We start from the raw sequence: 14,930 nt of genomic DNA, 5'->3' as shown, positions 1-14,930 counted from the left end.
ACCGGCACGAGCCCACGGCCGCACATCGCGGGCGGCCCGGAGAGGATCGTGCCCGTACATGGGGGCCGTTGGCCCCGTTCACCACCGACCGGCGCAGCTACTCCCCGGTGACGGCCGCCCCCGTGCGGTACCTGCCGATCCGCGGCGGCGGACACGGCGCCGACGTGCTGGGGTACCTGTGGGCCGCCGAGACCGACGACGCCGCGTCCTTCGTCGCCGCCGGGCGCGCGGAGGCCGAGGGCGCGGCGGCCAAGGGCCACTGGATCCGATGGCTCGTCGAGCGCAGAGGCGAGGGGCTGAGCCCTCTGCGGGCCCTGGACCGGGCGGCGGCGGAGCCGGTGGACACCGGAGGCGGGGCACCCGCCCCGGTCGTCTCGACCGCCCCAGACCTGGCGACGCTGGAGCTGATCGCCCGGTCCTGACCCGGGCGCCCGCGGCCCCGCATCGCCCTCATTCGCACCATCCGAGCACCCACGGCCCCACCTCTCACCGCCACACCCCTCACCACGCCACCGACCACGGCCTCCCCTGTCGCAGGCCCACCCGAACCGCCCGCAGCTCTCACCGCCGCATTCCGCCCACCCGACCGATCACCGCCTCATCTCCCACGGCCCCCTCCCTCACCACCCCACTCCACCCCCGATGACGACGCACGGAGAGACACCCGGCATGGACCAGCAGCGCCCCGACCACCACCGACTCCCGCGCGCTCCACGGCCGCGCCGCGCGGCGTCTCCGGCCCTCGTGCGCCGCCGTCTGCGAGGGGTCGCCGCCTCCCTCCTCGTGTGCGGGCCGCTTCTCGCCCCGGTCGCCGCCCCCGTACCGGCGTGGGCGGACGAACCGACGGCGCTGCCCCAGATCACCCAGTTCAAGGGCGCCGACGACGCGTGCGCCGAACCCGGTACCGACGTCGTGGAACGGGTCCCGTGGACGTTCCCCGCCCTGGGGCTGGCGAGCGCCCACGAGCTGAGCCGCGGGAGCGGTGTGTCCGTCGCGGTCCTGGCCACCGCGGTGGACGGCGGAGTGCCCGCCCTGACCGGCGCGGTCGGGGACGGCGCCTCCGCCGACTGCCTCGGGTACGGCACGTTCCTGGCCGGGGTCGTGGCCGCCCGCCCCCTGCCCGGGAGCGGGTTCGTGGGTGTGGCACCCGAGGCGGATGTGATTCCCGTCCCGGTCGGAGACCCGGACACGGGGATCGTCTCTTCGGACGGCCTCGCCTCGGGCATCGGTGACGCCGTCGACGCCGGCGCGCGGGTCGTGCTGGTGGGCACGGCGGCCGTCGAGGGCTCGCAGGCCCTGGACGAGGCGGTCGCCTCGGCGACGGAGGCGGGCGCGCTCGTGGTCGCTCCGGCCACCGTGCTCACGTCCGAGGGCCCGGTGCCGGGCCACCCGGCCCAGGATCCGGCGGTCCTGAGCGTGGCCGCGCACGACGCCGAGGGGGCGCCCGTGCTGGCCGAGCCCCTGATCCGGTTCAACGGCGAGCTGGCGCGGGTGGACGTCACCGCACCCGGTGACCGCGTGCTGAGCGTGGGGCCGGGCGGAGAGGGCCACGTCACGGCCGGGGGCGACGGTGTGGCCGCCGCCTTCGTCGCGGGCACGGCCGCTCTGTTGGCCGCGCGCGAGCCGGACGCGGGCCCGGCCCAGGTCCGGGAGCGGTTGACGGCGACCGCCTACGGCTCCGCGCTGGGCCCGCGCGACCCGGTGGTGGGCAGCGGGCGGATCGACCCGCCGGGCGCGCTGTCCGGCGACCCGGTCGCCGCCGCCGAGGCGGGGACGGCGGGCGTCGTCGGCGACCCCTTCGTGCCGGACCCCTCCCCGCGCGGATCGGTGGAGGTGCCCGGAACCGTGGCGGTGGTGGGCGTCGCCGGGCTGGTCGTGGTGCTGTGCTCACTCGCGGGGGTGGTGCTGCGCCACGGCCGGACCCGGAACTGGCGCCCGGCCGCCCCGGGCGAGCGGGTGACGCCGGAGGAGGACCCGCGCCCGCTCATCTGACGCCGCCCCTCGCGTCAGGCCGCACTCCTGAACCCAGTTCCCGAAGGAGCCTCGCGCCCGCTCATCCGAAACCGCCCTCGCGTCAGGCCGCACGCCTGGGCCGCTGCCCGCCCGGCAGGAGGGCCAGCTCCCGGTGACTGTGCCGGACCGGGGCGGGCACCGAAGCCGGGGGCCCGCATCGGGGCAAACCAGGCCGAACCGGGCTGAACCGTCCGGGGCGGGGGCCGCCTCCCGGTGTCCGCCCCGGACGGCCCCGTGCCGGGCCGAAGCCGCCCTCCGCCTACTCGGAGGCTCCCTCGGCGATGGCGAGCTGGACCTCGACGGGGTCGCGCCGGGAGATCCACAGCGCCCGGCCGGGCGGCATCGTGCGCGCCCGGATGTTGCCGAACAGCATCCCCTCCGACGGCGGGCAGGACAGCATGATGCTCGGGGTGTTGAAGTCGATGAGCGAGCGGATGACGGGGTCGGACGAGGCCCGGGCGAAGCCGCCCGCCGCGTGGACGAGGATGACGTGCATCCCGATCTCCGCGCCTTGGGAGAGCAGCGGCAGCAGCGGCGCGAGGGGGCTGGGCCCGCTCCCGGCGACCATCTCGAAGTCGTCGATGATCAGGAACAGCTCCGGCCCCGTCCACCAGTCGCGCTTGCGGATGCGCTCGGGTTCGATCTCCGGTCCGGGCAGCCGGGCCTTCATCGCCTGGGCGGCGGCGACCATCATCTCCTTGACGCTCTCGGCCGAGACCGCGTAGCCGAGCTGCATCTCCTTGGGGACGGCGTCGAAGAGCTGGCGCCGCTGGTCGGCCAGGACCACCCGGGCGGTGGTGGCGCCGTAGTGCTCGCGGATGGCGTTGGTGATGTGGCGGATCAGCGTGGTCTTGCCGGTCTCGGTGTCGCCGACCACGATCAGGTGCGGGGTGGCGGAGAAGTCGTGCCAGAACGGCCGCATCCGCCGGCTCTCCAGGCCCAGGGCGACCTTCAGCCCTCCTCCGGGGGTCAGTTCGGAGGCGGGCAGGTCCGCCGCGTGCAGCACGCGCGGGAGCGTGCGCACGGGTGGTGCCTCGGGTCCGTCCCAGGCGTCGCGGATCCGCTCGATCAGCTCGGCGACCCCGGCCGAGAGCGTGACCGGGTCGGCGTCGCCGTCGGCCCGGGGCAGGCCGGTGAGGAAGTGGTACTTGTCCTCGGTGATCCCGCGTCCGGGCACGCGGGGGACGGTCTGGGCGACGCGCATGTGCACCATCGAGTCGACCGGGTCGCCCAGCCGCAGCTCGATCCTGGTGCCCATCAGGTCGCGCACGCCGGTGTTGAAGTCGGCCCAGCGCGGGGACGCCACCACCACGTGCAGCCCGTAGTTGAGGCCGCGCTGGACGAGCTGGACGATGGGGGCGACCAGGTCGGTGAGGTCCTGGCGGATGGTGCCCCAGCCGTCGATGACGAGGAAGACGTCGCCGTGCGGCTGGTCGGCGAACTCGCCGGCGGCCCTGCGGCGGCGGTAGGTGGCCATCGAGTCGATGCCGTTCTCGGCGAAGAACGTCTCGCGCTTGGTGATGAGCTCGTGCATCTCCATGATGGTGCGGTTGATGCGCCGTTCGTCGGTGCGCGCGGCGACGCTGCCCACGTGCGGCAGGGCGCCGAGGGTCTGGAGCACGCCGCCGCCGCAGTCGATGCCGTAGAACTGCACCTGGGCGGGGGTGTTGAGCACGGACAGCCCGAGGATGAGCGAAGCGAGCAGGGTGCTCTTGCCGCTCTGCGGGCCGCCCGCGATGCCCACGTGGCCGCCCGCGCCGGTCAGGTCGGCGGTGAGCGGCAGGCGGGTGTGCTCGAAGGGCCGGTCGACCGTGCCCAGCGGGACCTTCAGCCGTCCGGCGCCGGTCCAGGCCAGGCCGCCCTCGGGCAGGCGGACGCCCACCATACGCAGCAGCTCGTCGAGCAGCGGCGGCACGTCCAGCGGCGGCAGCCACACCTCCCGGGCGGCGGGGCCGTGCCCGTGCAGCCGGTCCAGGGCCACCGCCAGCAGGGTGTCGGGGGTCTCCTCGGCCTCCTCCTCGACGGGCGCCTCGGGTTCGGGGGCGGCCAGGGGGACGGGCCCGTCCAGGAACGGCACGACCTCGCTGCCCACGGCATGGCGCCGCGCCGCGCGCGGGCGCACCCGGTAGGCGCCGGAGACGTAGGCGGCCTTGAAGCGGATGAGCGTCTCGGTGTCGGTCTTGAGGTAGCCGTTTCCGGGTGAGGACGGGAGCTGGTGGGCGTCGGGGACGCCGAGCACGCCGCGGCTCTCGATGGCGGAGAACGTGCGCAGCGCGATCCGGTAGGACAGGTGGCCCTCCAGCTGGTGCGTGCGGCCCTCGTCCAGGCGCTGGGAGGCGAGCAGCAGGTGCACGCCGAGGCTGCGGCCGAGGCGGCCGATCATGACGAAGAGGTCCATGAAGTCGCGGTGGGCCGCCAGCAGCTCGCTGAACTCGTCGACGACCACGAACAGGGTCGGCAGCGGGTCCATGGAGGGGTCGGCCTCGCGGGCGCGCTCGTACTCGTGGACGGAGCTGAAGTTCCCGGCGGCGCGCAGCAGTTCCTGGCGGCGGATGAGCTCGCCGTGCAGGGCGTCCTGCATGCGGTCGACCAGGATCGCCTCGTCGGCCAGGTTGGTGATCAGGGCGGAGGTGTGCCGCAGCCCGTCGAGGCCGATGAAGGTGGCGCCGCCCTTGAAGTCGACGAGGACGAAGTTGAGCGTCTCGGAGGAGTGGGTCATCGCCAGCGCCAGGACGAGCGTGCGCAGCAGCTCGCTCTTGCCGGAGCCGGTGGCGCCGATCAGCATGCCGTGCGGTCCCATCCCGCCCAGGGCCGACTCCTTGAGGTCCAGCTCCAGCGGCGCCCCCTCCGCGGTGATGCCGATGGGCACGCGCAGCCGGTTCTTGGGGTGCAGATCGCTCCACATGCGCTCGGTGTCGTGGGCGTGCAGGTCGGGGATCCCGACCAGGGTGGTCAGCTCGAAGTCGGTGGTCAGCGGCTCGGTGACCTCGGCCTGCATGCTGACCCGGTAGGGGGCCAGGAGCCGGGCCAGGCTGGTGGCCCGGGTGGCGCCGAGGGAGTCGGGCCGGCCTAGCGCGGTCTCCACGGAGCGCCCGCTGTGGTCCTGGGAGAGCATGACGAGCCGGTCCCCCTCCACGCGCAGCGAGAGGGTGTAGGGGTCGTCGTCGGGCGGCATGGGGTCGGCCACGTCGATGACGACGGCGTTGCGGTAGCCGCCGCCGAGCAGGCGCGATCCGACGGGCACCTCGCCGCCGTCGACGACGATGACGGTGTAGGGCTCCTCGCGGTCGGGGACGGCTGAGGGGTCGTAGCGGGGGCGGTCGGCCATGTCGTCGCCGATGAGCCGTTCCAGATCCAGGGCGTTGGCGCTGATCAGGCGCGCCGGTCCGGCGCCGTCGCGCGCGGAGTGGTGCTGGGCGTGCGGCAGCCACTTGGTCCACACCCACGCGGGCCTTGCCTCGTCCGAGGCGCACACGGCCACGCGCAGCTCGTCGTGCGCGTGGAAGACGGTGAGCTGGCCGAGGAGGGCGCGGACCAGGGCGCGGCAGGCCTCGGTGTCGCCGCGCAGCGAGACCCGCGCGTAGCCGCGCAGGTACACCTGGACGGGCTGGTCCTCCACGGTGCCGTAGGCGCGGATGAACCGGCGCAGCGCGTGCGCGGTGAGGGGTTCGAGGTCCTCCACGGGCTTGGAGGCGACCGGTGAGATGGCCATGGCCATCGCCTGCTCGCCCACGCCGATACGCACCTCGGCGAAGTCGGGGTCGTCGGCCCGCCGCTCCCACAGCCGGGAGGTCCGCACGACCGACCACAGGGCGTCGGGCTGGGGCGCCCGCCAGAGCATGGCGTCGCGCTGCTCGGTGACGACCTCGCGCAGCCGGGCGCGCATCTGCCCGAGGTAGCGCAGGTAGTCGCGCCGGTCGTCGTTGAGCCTGCGCCGGCGCTCCAGCTGGGTGCGCAGGTACTGGCCGCCGAGCATCGCCACGGCGCCGACGAGCATCATGCCGCCGGCGACGTAGGGCATGACCGAGCCGCCACCGCCGCCCGGGCGGATGAAGAGCATCATCATCGCCATCGAGGTCAGCGCCATCGGCAGGTACATGAACACCGAGGACATGCTCGACTGCGGTTCGGCCAGCTCGGGCGGTTCCTGGAGGGTGATCTCGCCCTTGGGCAGGTCGGGGCCGGGGCGGCGGGGCGGTCGGCGGACGAGGATCGTGCTCACGGGGCGGGTGCCTCCCTGACCGGGTGGACGCGGTGACCGGAATGGCCCTCGGGACGGGCTCACCCGTTCCCATGATGCCAACCAAACGCTATCGTTGCCACACGAGATCACAACCGCAGGAGCCGTAACACACACACTTCCAAAAAAGTGTCACCCGGTGTTACGGTCACTCACACTCCAGAACGAGTCGCCCGAATGGGTGGGAATCCGATGAACGATCCTGCCGCCGCGGACCTGTGCCGCCTGCTCATCCGCGCCCCCAGCAGGTCCTTCGAGATCGCCGCGCCGTCCGAGGTCCCCCTGTCCGAGCTGCTGCCGACCTTCGTGCTCTACGCCGAGGGCGACAACGGCGAGGACCTCGACGAGAGCGGACTCGAACACGACGGCTGGGTGCTGCAACAGCTCGGCGACGAGCCGTTCGAGGAGGACGAGACCATCAGGTCGCTCGGCCTGTGCCACGGCGAGACGCTGTACCTGCGCCCCCGCCGGGACCAGCTGCCGCCCATCCACTTCGACGACCTCACCGACGGGGTCGCCACGGGCATGGCCGAGCGCCCCGACCGCTGGCGCCCCGCCTTCACCCGGGGCCTGCTCCAGTGCCTGGGCCTGCTGGTCCTGCTCACCGGCCTGGTGGTCCTGGCCGCCGGCGGCTCCGGCGGGCTCACCGCGCTGACCGCCGCCTCCTCGGCGGTCCTGATGCTGCTGTCGGCGTGGGCGGCCTCCCGGGCGATGGGCGACCTGCCCGCGGCCACCGGGCTCGCCGCGATGGCGACCCTGTACATGGCCCTGGCCGGGGCCGCGGTCCCCACCGGCGAGCCGGGCACGGGCCTGCTCGGCGCGGTCCTGCTCACCGGGGCGATGTGCGCCGCGGGGGCCACCGTGCTGGGCGTGGCGGCCGTGGCCGGGTCGGTGCCCTTCTTCACCGGGCTGTTCACCGCCGAGGTGCTCGTGCTGCTGGGCGCCCTGGCGCTGATGTTCCTGCCGGGCGCCTCCGTGGCGGCTGTGGCGGGCCTGATCGCCCTGGTCGGCCTGCTCACCGGCACGTTCGCCCCGCAGCTGGCGTTCCGCCTCGCCGGACTGCGGCTGCCCCCGCTGCCCGCCAACCCCGAACAGCTCCAGGAGGGCATCGAGCCCTTCCCCGCCCGCGCCGTCCTGGACCGCACCCACCTGGCCGACCGCTTCCAGACCGCCCTGTACGCGTCGACCGGCGCGGTGCTCACCGTGTGCCTGGTCGTGCTGGCCGTGTCGACCGGCTGGGTCGCGGTGACGATGTGCGTCATCGTGTCCCTGGTCATGCTGCTACAGACGCGCGGCCTCGCCGGTGCCTGGCAGCGCGTGGCCATGGTCGCCCCGGCCTGGATCGGCCTCACCGCGCTGGCGCTGGACACGGCGCTGACGGCCGCCCCCGTGCCGCGCTCGCTGGCCCTGCTCGCGCTCTTCGCCGTCACCACGCTCCTGGCGCTCGTCTCGTGGTCGGTCCCCGGACGCCGTCAGCTGCCGCACTGGGGCAGGGCCGCCGAGATCATCCAGCTCCTGCTGTGCGTGGCGGTCTTCTCCCTCGTCCTGGCCGGTTTCGGCGTCTTCGGCGCCCTGCGCTCGATCGGCGGGTGAGATGCAGTCACGCCGCGACCGTGTCATGGCGCACACCTTCACCGTGGGGCGCCTGGGCACGGCGATGCTGGAGGCCGACCCCGACGCGGTCGACGCCCCCATGCGCCGCACCCGCACCGGCACCTACGTCGGTGTCGCCATCGGCGCGCTGGTGTGCGTCGGCTTCCTGGTCTTCGGCCTGATCTTCCCCGGCGGCGCCAGCACCTGGCGCCAGGAGGGACGGCTGGTCATCGACAAGGACACCGGCGCCTCCTACCTGTACTCGGACGGCACGCTGCGCCCCGTCGCCAACTACGCCTCCGCCCGCCTGATCCAGGGCCCGGACGCGAACGTGTCCCTGGTGTCCGCCGGGTCGCTCGAAGGGGTACCCGTGGGCGGCCCGGTCGGCATCCCCGGCGCCCCCGACTCACTGCCCGCCGACCCGGCCGCCTCCGCGGTGTGGCGGCTGTGCGCGCTGCCCGCGCAGGGCGACGAGCGACCCCGGACCGCGCTGACCATCGGCGCGGCACCGGACCCCTCGCCCCCGGCCGACGGCGAGGCGGTCCTGGTCGCGGGCCCCGACGGCGAGCGCCACCTGCTCTGGCGGGGCACCCGGCTCCGGCTGGACGAGGACGGCGGGGCGCTCCAGGCGCTCGGGTACGGGACCAGCCCCGCCTACGAGGTCGCGGGCGCGTTCCTGGACGCCGTGCCCACCGCGCCCGACCTCGCCGCCCAGGAGGTACCGGAGGCCGGATCCGCCGGGCCCACGCTGGCCGGCGCCCCGCGCCGGATCGGCCAGGTGTTCGCCGTCTCCACCCCCGACCGGCCGGACCAGCACTACCTCCTGACCCCGGACGGGCTGGCCCCGCTGACGCTGACCCAGGCCCTGCTCCTGCTGGCCGATCCCGAGACCAGCGCGGCCGCCTACCCCGACACCGCTCCGGAGGCGATCGCGATCCCGGCCGGGGAGGCGCACGGCCACCTGGTGGCGGGCGGCGAGGTCGCCGGTGACGGGACCGCGCGCACCCCCGACGCCCCGCCCGAACTCCGTCCGGGCGGCGGCCAGGTCCCCTGCCTGCGGCTCGGCGACGGCGGCACGCTGTCCCTGACCATGGACGATCCCGGATCGGTGCAGGCGCGGCCGGTCCAGGAGGTTCCCGCCATCGCCCCCGGCTGCCCGACGCCCGACCTGATCGGCATCCCCTCCGGGGGCGGATCCGTGGTGCGGGCCCGGCCGGTGGGCGGTGGCACGGGCACCCCCACCCACTACGTGGTCACCGACGCGGCCGCCAAGTACCCCGTGGCGGACACCGAGGTCCTGGCCGGGCTCGGCCTGACCGCCGCAGCGGCGGCGGAGGTGCCCACACCGCTGCTGCGGCTGGTGCCCACCGGGCCGCTCCTGCACCCCGACGCCGCCGCGCGCCCCCTCACGCCCTCCGTGCCGTCCGAGACCGCGGAGTGCCCCTGACCACCACGTGAACCCAACGCCGGGCCGTCCGCCACCGAGGCGGCCGGCCGCGCCACCCCGAGGAGCGAAGGAAGCAGCCCATGCCGGATCCCAGGACACGCAACACAGACGAGGCCAACCGACTCGCGCAGGAAGCGATGACCGAGGCCCACACCACCTGCAACAACGTCTACACCCAGGTCGACAGCACCCGTGACGTCCTGCGCTCCTCCTGGCACGGCGCCGCGGCCAACAAGTACAGCGAGGCCCTGGTCGGGTGGCTGGAGGAGCTGCGGCTCATCACCAACGACATGAACCAGATGATCGGCACGTTCGGCGGCACCGTGAACGCGATGCACTCGACCGAGGACGCCAACCTCCTGGAGGGCTCCCGGTGGATGGCCGACCTCAACCCGAACCAGCCCGGCGTGAACTGAGACCCGTCGCCGGTGCGCGGCCCGCGTGCCCGAACCGGCCGCACCAGCCGCACCAGCCGACTCCCATGGAAGGGAAAGCCCCATGAACGGATTCGACGTCAGCTACGGGTACGTCGACGAGGCGACGCAGGCCCTGCGCGTCCAGACCGACACCGTCGCGCGCGCCATCGAGAACCTGGACGCCCAGATGCAGCCCGTCAAGGCCGACCTCGAAGGCGCCACGGCCGACAACTACGACGCCAAGGTCCGCAGCTGGCGGATGAACGTCGAGGACATGCGCACCCTGCTGGGCAAGGCCGAGTTCGCGCTGAACACCATCCGCAACAACTACGCCGGGACCGACAGCCGCGAGGCGATGGAGTGGGCCTCGCTGATGTAGCGGCCCGCCCACCGCACCCCCTCCGGGGCGGGCGGCCCCTGGACCGCCCGCCCCGGCCCGCTCCGACGCCATCACCGGCCCGACCGCGGACCTGACCGCCGCCCGATCCCCGTCGGACGCGGTGACCGACCCGGCCGCGGAACCGCCCCGACCATCGCCGCGGCCGCACACCCTGTGCCCCGTGGCACCGAACGAGCCCGCCGACCGCACGCGCCCGAGGAGCCCCCGTGTCCGAGCCGTCCGAACCCCTGGACTTCCGCGCCGCCCTCCTGGGCTCCGTGCCGCCTCAGGAGGAGGACGTGAACGTCGTCCGGGACGCCGTCCTGTACACGTCCGACCGGGAGGAGCCCGCGGAGACCGAGGAGGAGGCCCTTCTCCTGGCCGCTCAGGGGCGCCCCGAGGGCACGGCGCCGCGCGGTGACGGCGGACCGCTCACCATCGACCCGGCGACGGGCCTGATCAGCATCCTCAACGGTTCGCACCAGGGGTCGGTCACGGTCGATCCGCGAACGGATCAGGTGGTCATCGACCCGGCGGGGACCGAGGTCGACGTGGACGAGGGCACCGGCCGGATCACCCTCCAGGCGCGGGGTTCGGACGTGCCCACCGAGTCGTCCCCGGTCCCGGAGCGCGACGCCCCGACCGAGCTGCCCGCCGTGGCCGAGCGCGTCCGCGTGCAGACGCCCGCCGAAGGCGACGTCTCCTCCCCTCCGGACGGGACCGGGGACGCGGTCTTCGCCCGGGTCACGGAGGAGGCACACGTGCCCGCCGAGCCGGGGGTCCCGGCGGAGCACCTGGCCGCCCTGCGGCCCACCGTCCCGGCCGAGCCGGTGGAGGCGGTGGAGGCGCGGAACGTGTCGCTCGCGGCGACCCGGACCGAGTCGGAGGGCGACGGCGAGGGTGACAGCGAAGGCGAGGGGAACGATCGGACCGGCGCGGACGGCGGGGGCGACGGCGGCTCCACCACCGTCACGATCGATCCGGAGACCGGATCCATCACGGTCCTCACCCAGACCACGGACGAGGAGTCCGACGACACTCCGGCGGGCGAGGAGTCGCACGAGGAGGACACGGAGGGCGACGGGTCGGCCGAGATCACCGTGGACCCCGAGACCGGGACCATCACGATCTCCACCCGGACCTCCGGCGAGGAGTCGCCCGACGACGAGACCGGGAAGCGGGACGGGAACGGATCCGGCGAGGACGAGACCGGCGACCGGACCGGAAGCGACGAGACCGACGGGGACGACGAGGACGCCGAGGATCACGCAGACGGGTCCGCGGAGATCTCCGTGGACCCCGAGACCGGCGTCATCACCATCGAGGTCGGCGACCTGCGGATCGAGATCGACCCCGAGACCGACACGATCACCATCGACCCCGGCGACGGTGTGGTCGAGGTCGACCCCGAGACCGGTGTCATCACGATCGATGAGCCCGTCGACGACGGGACCGGCCACGAGGGCGACCCGGTTCACGCCGGTGACAGGACGCCCGGCGGGGAGGGCCCCTCCGAGGCGCCGAAGGACCGCCCGGGCGAGGACGGCCGGTCCGGCGACCACCCCGACGGGCGTCCCGATCCCTGGAGCCCCGGCTCGTCCGACCCCACCGGTCGCCAGCCCGGCCAGCCCCCGACACCGTTCCAGCCCGCCCAGCCGCTCACGCCCGTGCAGCCCTCCCAGCCCGCCACGGAGCACGAGGCGGTGAACAGCACCGAGGAGGACCCGGGCATCGGCGCTGGGAACGACGCGCTTCCGGGCTCGGACCTCTCCCTCGCCCCCGTCGAGTCGGTCCCCGTCACGGAGGGACCGGTGGGCAGCGGTCCCAGGAACGAACCGGTCCTCGACCCCGACGCCTCCCTCACCCCGGTCGGCTCGGGGGGCGGCGACCAGAGCGGGGAGCGCACGGAGGCGCCGCACTTCTCGGCCACGACCGACGGCCCCGACGACCCCGGCGGCCCCGGCGACCCACTCGTCGACGGGGCTCCGGAGGAGGAGCAGCAGTTCTACCGCCTGGATCCCGCGAAGCACGACCCGTCCGGGACCACGACCGACCCGGTACCCACGCAGGGGGCCGGAATCCCTCCCGTGCAGACCGACGGTTCCGGGGAGGAGGACGAGGGCGAGGAAACCGGCGGTGGAGACGAGGAGGACGAGCAGGAGGAGCCCGGCAGCGGGGGCGACGGGGACCCGGACGCGGAAGAGGGCAACGGCGAGGGCGAAGGCGAGGAAGAGGGCGAGGGCGGAGGCAGCGGAGAGGAAGACGAGGACGAGGGCAGCGGAGACCCGGACGGCGACGAGGAGGACGGTGACGACGGCGACGGCGACGGGGATCCGGGCGACGACGAAGACGAGGACACGGAGGACGGCGAGGGAGGCAACGGGAACGGAAACGGGGACGGTTCCGGCGGCGGAGGCGGAGGCGACGACGACGTCACCGCGATCGACTTCGACCGGATCAAGCAGTTCCACAAGGACTTCCTCCTGCCCCTCCAGGAGAGGGTGAGCCAGGAGGTCACCCGTTTCTCCGCCTACGCGGGAGAACCCGAAGGCCACTTCATCCTCATCGGCAACGGCGCCCACCTGCCCATCGCCGACACCCTGGCCACCGAGATCGACACGTCCCTGACCACGCTGCACGGGATCATGACGGACCTGGAGTCGGAACTCATCGTGGTCTCCGACCGGCTGCACGAGAACCTCACCGTGTTCATCGACCTCGAGGACGACCAGGACCTCACCGCACAGGAACTGCTGTCGATCCTCGGCGAACCCTCGGTGTCCGCCGGCTCGGGAGGCGGGGGCAGCGGAAATCCGTACGGAGGACCCGTTCCGGACGAGGACGAGGACACCGGCGAAGACGAGGACGACGGCGAGGACGAGGACGACGGCGAGGACGAGGACTAACCGGGCCCGTGTCCTGGCCGCACCCGCACGTTGACCGACACAGAGGAGGAGTGAGAAGCCGGTGCCGGAGTTCCACGAGATCATGAACATCTTCGCCGATGCCGAGGGGTCGGAGGGAGCCCACCCCCCGATGCCGTCGGTGGACACGATCCTGGAGCCGCCCTGGCTCGACCTCGGCCGGTACCACTTCTGGGAAGACGACCACTTCTTCAAGGGCTTCGACTACAAGAACGTCGACCGGTGGTGGCGCTACTACGACGACTACGGGTGGGACTACGCGGGCTACAAGATGCAGGACCAGCTCTGGACCGGCGACGACTCCCCCGAGGCCAAGTTCCAGAAGGCCCTCAAGAGCCTGACCGACGTGGCGGCGATGGCGTCGGGAGCCAACGCGTCGACGACCTACGACCAGTCCACGATCTGGGACGTCTCCGTGAACGCCGCCGCCCTGGACGACTTCCTTCAGGACTACGTCGGCGACAAGGACGCCGGTCTGCTCAAGGCCTACGCGGGGATCGACGTCCCGGACAGCGCGATGCGCGGATCGGCCGCCGGGGTCTTCGCCGCACGCATCTACGACCTGGCCAAGCGCCTGGCGGACCTGAGCGTGCAGCTCGACCGGTTCCACAACGGGGTCAACGACCTTCGGGGACCGCTCCTGTCCAAGATCAACGCGTTGGTCACCGCGGTCAACGAGGCCTGGCAGAGCCCCAACGCCACGATCAAGCAGACGATCGACAACTGGTACTTCAACCTGGCCGCCGGGTCGGAGGAGTACAACGCCGATCGCAGCCAGTTCTCCGTCCTCTACCACGCGGATCCGCCGGTGCGCGGAATCGTCGGCGACTCCATCACCGACCACAACATCAACGCCGAGCTGAAACTGCGCTGGAAGAACGCCTACGACCCGGTGTTCACCGCGGCGAACGACCTGTACACCACCATGGCGAGCCACTACCAGAACGTCGCGACCGACCTGCTGCCGATCCGCGAACCGGTGGGGGGCCTGCCTCCGGGCTTCGACCCGCCCGCAGCCTCCGGCGGCGGCTCGGGCGGCGGCGACGAGGACGGCGACGGTGTCCCGGACTGGCTGCAGGACCTCTACGACGAGGACGGACCCGGTGGTGGGGGCGGCGGGGACGACATCCCCGACTGGCTGCGGGACCTCTACGGTGACGACGGCCCCGGCGACGGCCCCGGGGGAGACGGTGGACCCGAGGGCGCGGGCGGCCCCGAGGGCGGGACCGACAGCGACGGTGACGGCACGCCCGACTGGATGGAGGAGCTGTTCGGCGGTGGCGACGGTCCCGGAGGCGGGAACGAGGAGTACGTGCCTCCCCCGCTGGACACCAACTTCGAGTCGGGCGGCGGCAACGACGACCTGTTCGGCGACGGCCCGCCGGGCACGGTGGGCTCCGGTCCGCCGCTGAACACCAACTTCGCCGCCGGCGGCGACGGGCTCGGGAACCCCTTCGGCGACGGCACGGGCGGCGGCCCCGGATCCGGCGCGCCGGACGGGCAGGGCGCCCCCGCCCCTCCCCCGCTGAACACCGATTTCGGCGCCGGCGGCGACGGGCTGGGCAACGGATTCGTGCCCCCTCCCCTGCTGAACGGGCCGGGTTCGGGGGCGGGGTCCGACGGCGGCTCCCGTCAGCGACCGCCGGGGCAGGGGACGAACTTCCCGGGCTCCACCGGTCTGGACCTCGATCCGGCCACCGGGCTGCCGATCAACCCGGACACCGGGGAACCGTTCCCCGTCGACCCCGGCACCGGGCTCCCCTACAGCCCCGACACCGGCCTACCGATCAACTACGACCCGGACACCGGCCAAGCCCTACCCATCGACCCCGTCACCGGCGAACCCGTCCCACCCGGCCAGGACGGCACCCGCCTGGAGACCGACCCCGCCACCGGGCTACCCATCAACCCCGAGACC

The 14,930-nt window shown here is 73.7% G+C and carries 8 protein-coding genes and 1 pseudogene; 8 read left to right on the top strand and 1 reads right to left on the bottom strand.

All coding sequences use genetic code 11. From position 1 onward, the window contains the following. Positions 1–68: 68 nt before the first annotated feature. Together ADL05_RS22490 and ADL05_RS22485 are read left to right on the top strand one after the other, a co-directional pair. Positions 69–422 carry a hypothetical protein gene (locus ADL05_RS22490; RefSeq protein ID WP_053618992.1) on the top strand — a complete coding sequence of 118 codons (354 nt, stop codon included), beginning with the start codon at positions 69–71 and terminating at the stop codon, positions 420–422. A gap of 220 nt (positions 423–642) precedes the next feature. Next, the gene (locus tag ADL05_RS22485) at positions 643–1,992 is read left to right on the top strand and encodes a S8 family serine peptidase (RefSeq protein ID WP_231640868.1); all 1,350 of its coding nucleotides are present in this window, start codon (positions 643–645) and stop codon (positions 1,990–1,992) included. 280 nt (positions 1,993–2,272) lie between these two features. Here ADL05_RS22485 and eccCa read toward each other — a convergent pair whose 3' ends face one another. Continuing rightward, positions 2,273–6,235, bottom strand: a complete 3,963-nt coding sequence (eccCa, locus tag ADL05_RS22480) for a type VII secretion protein EccCa (protein WP_053618991.1) — start codon at positions 6,233–6,235, stop codon at positions 2,273–2,275. Positions 6,236–6,445: 210 nt separating this feature from the next. Here eccCa and eccD point away from each other — a divergent pair, with 210 nt between their 5' ends. The 6 genes and pseudogenes from eccD to ADL05_RS22450 all read left to right on the top strand — a co-directional run. Then, entirely contained in the window at positions 6,446–7,846 is a 1,401-nt protein-coding gene (eccD, locus tag ADL05_RS22475; RefSeq protein ID WP_082376770.1) for a type VII secretion integral membrane protein EccD, read from the top strand. 1 nt (position 7,847) lies between these two features. Further along, positions 7,848–9,293 (top strand): type VII secretion protein EccB, encoded by a 1,446-nt coding sequence (gene eccB / locus ADL05_RS22470; RefSeq protein WP_053618989.1) that lies wholly within the window; start codon positions 7,848–7,850, stop codon positions 9,291–9,293. Positions 9,294–9,373: 80 nt separating this feature from the next. After that, a complete protein-coding gene (locus ADL05_RS22465; protein ID WP_053618988.1) occupies positions 9,374–9,709 on the top strand; it encodes a WXG100 family type VII secretion target in 336 nt (111 codons plus the stop codon). An 82-nt stretch (positions 9,710–9,791) separates the two neighbouring features. Further along, entirely contained in the window at positions 9,792–10,088 is a 297-nt protein-coding gene (locus ADL05_RS22460) for a WXG100 family type VII secretion target (protein WP_053618987.1), read from the top strand. Between the two features lie 227 nt (positions 10,089–10,315). After that, positions 10,316–12,994: a hypothetical protein gene (locus ADL05_RS30705; RefSeq protein WP_053618986.1), complete on the top strand. Its 2,679-nt coding sequence runs from the start codon at positions 10,316–10,318 to the stop codon at positions 12,992–12,994. A gap of 61 nt (positions 12,995–13,055) precedes the next feature. Then, positions 13,056–14,930, top strand: a pseudogene (locus tag ADL05_RS22450) (hypothetical protein); the annotation flags it as partial.

Origin of the sequence: Nocardiopsis sp. NRRL B-16309, from assembly GCF_001279585.1 — a bacterium.
Classification (GTDB): domain Bacteria; phylum Actinomycetota; class Actinomycetes; order Streptosporangiales; family Streptosporangiaceae; genus Nocardiopsis.
The sequence above is the reverse complement of the archived record's forward strand: the minus strand, read 5'-3'. Positions and strand labels throughout refer to the sequence as shown.

Bases quoted from the DNA above. Each gene is read 5' to 3' on its own strand.
- ADL05_RS22485 (WP_231640868.1), top strand. From the start codon at position 643: ATGACGACGCACGGAGAGACACCCGGCATGGACCAGCAGCGCCCCGAC.
- eccD (WP_082376770.1), top strand. From the start codon at position 6,446: ATGAACGATCCTGCCGCCGCGGACCTGTGCCGCCTGCTCATCCGCGCC.
- eccB (WP_053618989.1), top strand. From the start codon at position 7,848: ATGCAGTCACGCCGCGACCGTGTCATGGCGCACACCTTCACCGTGGGG.
- ADL05_RS22465 (WP_053618988.1), top strand. From the start codon at position 9,374: ATGCCGGATCCCAGGACACGCAACACAGACGAGGCCAACCGACTCGCG.
- ADL05_RS22460 (WP_053618987.1), top strand. From the start codon at position 9,792: ATGAACGGATTCGACGTCAGCTACGGGTACGTCGACGAGGCGACGCAG.